The sequence below is a fragment of the Streptomyces antimicrobicus genome (genome assembly GCF_020532625.1).
GTDB lineage: Bacteria > Actinomycetota > Actinomycetes > Streptomycetales > Streptomycetaceae > Streptomyces > Streptomyces antimicrobicus.
This window is the reverse complement of sequence record NZ_JAJAUY010000249.1, coordinates 1-3,325: the sequence shown is the minus strand read 5'-3', so window position 1 is coordinate 3,325 and position 3,325 is coordinate 1. Positions and strand designations below refer to the sequence as shown.

Sequence of the window (3,325 nt, the reverse complement as noted above, 5' to 3'; positions counted from 1 at the left end):
CCCCGCCCCCCCGCGGGGCCGCCCGCCCCCCCCGGGGGCCGGCCCCCCCCCCCCCCCGCGTCGGAGGGGCGCCACCCGGGGCGCCGGCGGGGTGATCAGTGGAAGAAGTGCCGGGTCCCGGTGAAGTACATGGTCACGCCGGCCTTCCGCGCGGCCTCGACCACCTGCTCGTCACGCACCGAACCACCGGGCTGGACCACGGCCTTGATGCCCGCGGCCGTCAGGATCTCCAGGCCGTCCGGGAACGGGAAGAACGCGTCCGAGGCGGCGTACGAGCCCTGCGCGCGCTCGGCGCCCGCCCGCTCGACGGCGAGCTTCGCCGAGTCCACCCGGTTGACCTGGCCCATGCCGACGCCGACCGAGGCGCCGTCCTTGGCCAGCAGGATGGCGTTGGACTTCACCGCGCGGCAGGCCTTCCACGCGAAGGCGAGCTCGGCGAGCTCCTCGGCGGACAGCGCGTCACCGGCGGCCAGGGTCCAGTTCGCCGGGTCGTCGCCCTCGGCCTGGAAGGCGTCGGACTGCTGGAGCAGCACCCCGCCCGAGACCGGCTTGAGGTCGCCGGGCTGCAGCGGGTGGCCGTCCACCTTGAGCACCCGGATGTTCTTCTTCCGGGCGAGCACCTCGACGGCACCGTCCTCGTACGCGGGAGCGGCGATGACCTCGGTGAAGATCTCCGCGACCTGCTCGGCGAGCGCGACGGTCACCGGGCGGTTGACGGCGATGACGCCGCCGAACGCGGACAGCGGGTCGCAGGCGTGCGCCTTGCGGTGCGCCTCGGCGACGTCGGCGCCGACCGCGATGCCGCACGGGTTGGCGTGCTTGATGATCGCGACGCAGGGCTCGTCGTGGTCGTAGGCGGCGCGGCGGGCGGCCTCGGTGTCCACGTAGTTGTTGAAGGACATCTCCTTGCCGTGCAGCTGCTCGGCGTTGGCGATGCCGCCCGGCTGCCCGTCCGTGTAGAGCGCGGCGGCCTGGTGCGGGTTCTCGCCGTAGCGCAGCGAGGCCTTGCGCTCCCACGCCCCGGCGAGGAACTCGGGCAGCTCGCCGCCCTCCTGCGGCGCGTACGCGTTCGTGAACCAGGAGGCGACGGCGACGTCGTACGCGGCCGTGTGCTGGAAGGCCTCGGCCGCCAGGCGCTTGCGGGCGGCCAGCTCGAACCCGCCGTCCTGGACCGCGGCCAGCACGTCGGCGTAGCGCGCCGGGCTGGTGACGACGGCCACGGACGGGTGGTTCTTGGCGGCGGCGCGGACCATGGACGGGCCGCCGATGTCGATCTGCTCGACGCACTCGTCGTCGCTCGCGCCGGAGGCGACGGTCTCGCGGAACGGGTAGAGGTTGACGACGACCAGGTCGAACGGCTCGACGCCGAGCTCGTCGAGCTGCGCGCGGTGGCTGTCGAGCCGCAGGTCGGCGAGGATGCCGGCGTGCACGCGCGGGTGCAGGGTCTTGACCCGGCCGTCCAGGCACTCGGGGAAGCCGGTCAGCTCCTCGACCTTGGTGACGGGGACGCCGGCGGCGGCGATCCTGGAGGCGGTCGACCCGGTCGACACCAGCGTCACGCCCGCCCCGTGCAGCCCGGTCGCCAGCTCCTCCAGCCCGGTCTTGTCGTAGACGCTGATGAGCGCACGTCGGATCGGCCGCTTGTTCGTACCTTCGGCGGTCACTGGATCGTTACCTTTCGTCCCTCGATGCGGTAGCCGTGCCGGGCCAGTCGCCCCACGACGTCGACGAGCAGCCTGCGCTCGACTTCCTTGATGCGCTCGTGCAGAGCGGCTTCGTCGTCCCCGTCCCTGACCTCGACCACTCCCTGGGCGATGATCGGGCCGGTGTCGACGCCGGCGTCCACGAAGTGGACCGTGCAGCCGGTGACCTTCGCCCCGTAGGCGAGGGCGTCCCGTACGCCGTGCGCGCCGGGGAAGGCCGGCAGCAGGGCGGGGTGCGTGTTGACGAACCGCCCGCCGAAGCGCCGCAGGAATTCCTTCCCCACGATCTTCATGAACCCGGCGGACACGACGAGGTCGGGCTCGTGGGCGGCGGTGGCCTCGGCGAGGGCCTCGTCCCACTCCTGGCGTGTGGCGTAGGCCTTGACGGGGCAGACGAACGTGGGGATCCCGGCCTTCTCGGCCCGTTCCAGGCCGGCGATGCCGTCCCGGTCCGCGCCCACGGCCACGACGCGGGCGCCGTAGCCCTCGGGGTCGGAGGCGATGGCGTCGAGCAGTGCCTGGAGGTTGGTGCCGGAGCCGGAGACCAGCACGACCAGGCGGGAGGCGGCCATGGGAGGCCCTTTCTCGCGGTGACGTCTTACGCGGTGCGCCTGCGTGCGGCTGCAGAGGCGGACACTCTTATGCGATCGTACGAAACTCCGTGCCCCCGATATACGGGGAACCCTACGAAGCCGCCGACCGCCTGCAACGATACCGGCACACCCGACAGCCCCCGAGGGACGGGGGCGGGCGCGGGCGGTAGCGTCTGGGCATACAGGCCGCAACCCGCCGCACGCAACCACACAGGGGAAGAAACGCACCCGATGCCGGACCGCCGTCAGCCCTCCTCCACCGACGACACCGACGACAACCCCTTCGCGGCGCCGCCGGAAGGCCAGCCGGACCAGCCCTGGCAGCCGCGGGAAGGGGCGCACCGGTACGACCGGCAGGGCGGCGGCGAAGGCCCCGGCCAGGGCCAAGGCCCGGGCGGCGGTGGCCCGATCCGCTGGGACCCGACGGACCCGGTGCAGCGACGCGCCCGGTACGCCCTGCTGTCGGGCATGTGGGGCTTCTTCTTCGGCCTGTTCGGCATCCCGGCGATGGGGCTGATGCTGGGCGCGCTCGCGCTGTACTGGGGCGTGAGCGCGCTCCGGGCGAAGCGGGACCCCGCCGAGGCGGCGGGCGGCGCCGGCAGAGCGGGGCTCGGCGCGGGCGGCGGCGCCGCCGGCGCGGCGCGGCGCGAGGAAGGCCTGGCGGCCCTCGGCGACGCGGCGCGCCCGCAGCGCACGGCCGCCGCCAGCGGCCTGGTCATGGCGACCCTGGCCCTGCTCCTGGCGGCCGGTTCGTACACCGTCCAACTGGTCTACAAGGACTTCTACGTCTGCCGCGACGACGCCCTGACCCAGACGGCCGAGCTCGAGTGCAACAAACTCCTGCCGGACAACCTCCTGGGCCGCCTGCTGGAGGTCAAGCGCTAACCGCGCCCGCCCTTCCCCCTGCGCACCACGACCCGCACCCCGGCCCCGTACGGCACCGGCGGCACCGGCCCGACCGGCGGCACCGGCGGGACCGGCGCCACCGGCGGGAGCCCCTGCGCGGGCCCGGGCGGATACGGCGCCCCG

General features: G+C 74.1%; 3 protein-coding genes. 1 reads left to right on the top strand and 2 read right to left on the bottom strand.

The window, feature by feature from the left end; genetic code table 11:
• Positions 1–95: 95 nt before the first annotated feature.
• Both purH and purN read right to left on the bottom strand, forming a co-directional pair.
• A complete protein-coding gene (gene purH, locus LG632_RS29800) occupies positions 96–1,664 on the bottom strand; it encodes a bifunctional phosphoribosylaminoimidazolecarboxamide formyltransferase/IMP cyclohydrolase (protein ID WP_226731045.1) in 1,569 nt (522 codons plus the stop codon).
• Entirely contained in the window at positions 1,661–2,275 is a 615-nt protein-coding gene (gene purN / locus LG632_RS29795) for a phosphoribosylglycinamide formyltransferase (protein WP_226731044.1), read from the bottom strand. The genes purH and purN overlap by 4 nt, the downstream gene beginning before the upstream one ends.
• Before the next feature lie 252 nt (positions 2,276–2,527).
• On the opposite strand from purN, the gene LG632_RS29790 reads away from it, so the two are divergent.
• Positions 2,528–3,181 (top strand): hypothetical protein, encoded by a 654-nt coding sequence (locus LG632_RS29790; protein ID WP_226731043.1) that lies wholly within the window; start codon positions 2,528–2,530, stop codon positions 3,179–3,181.
• Positions 3,182–3,325: the final 144 nt, after the last annotated feature.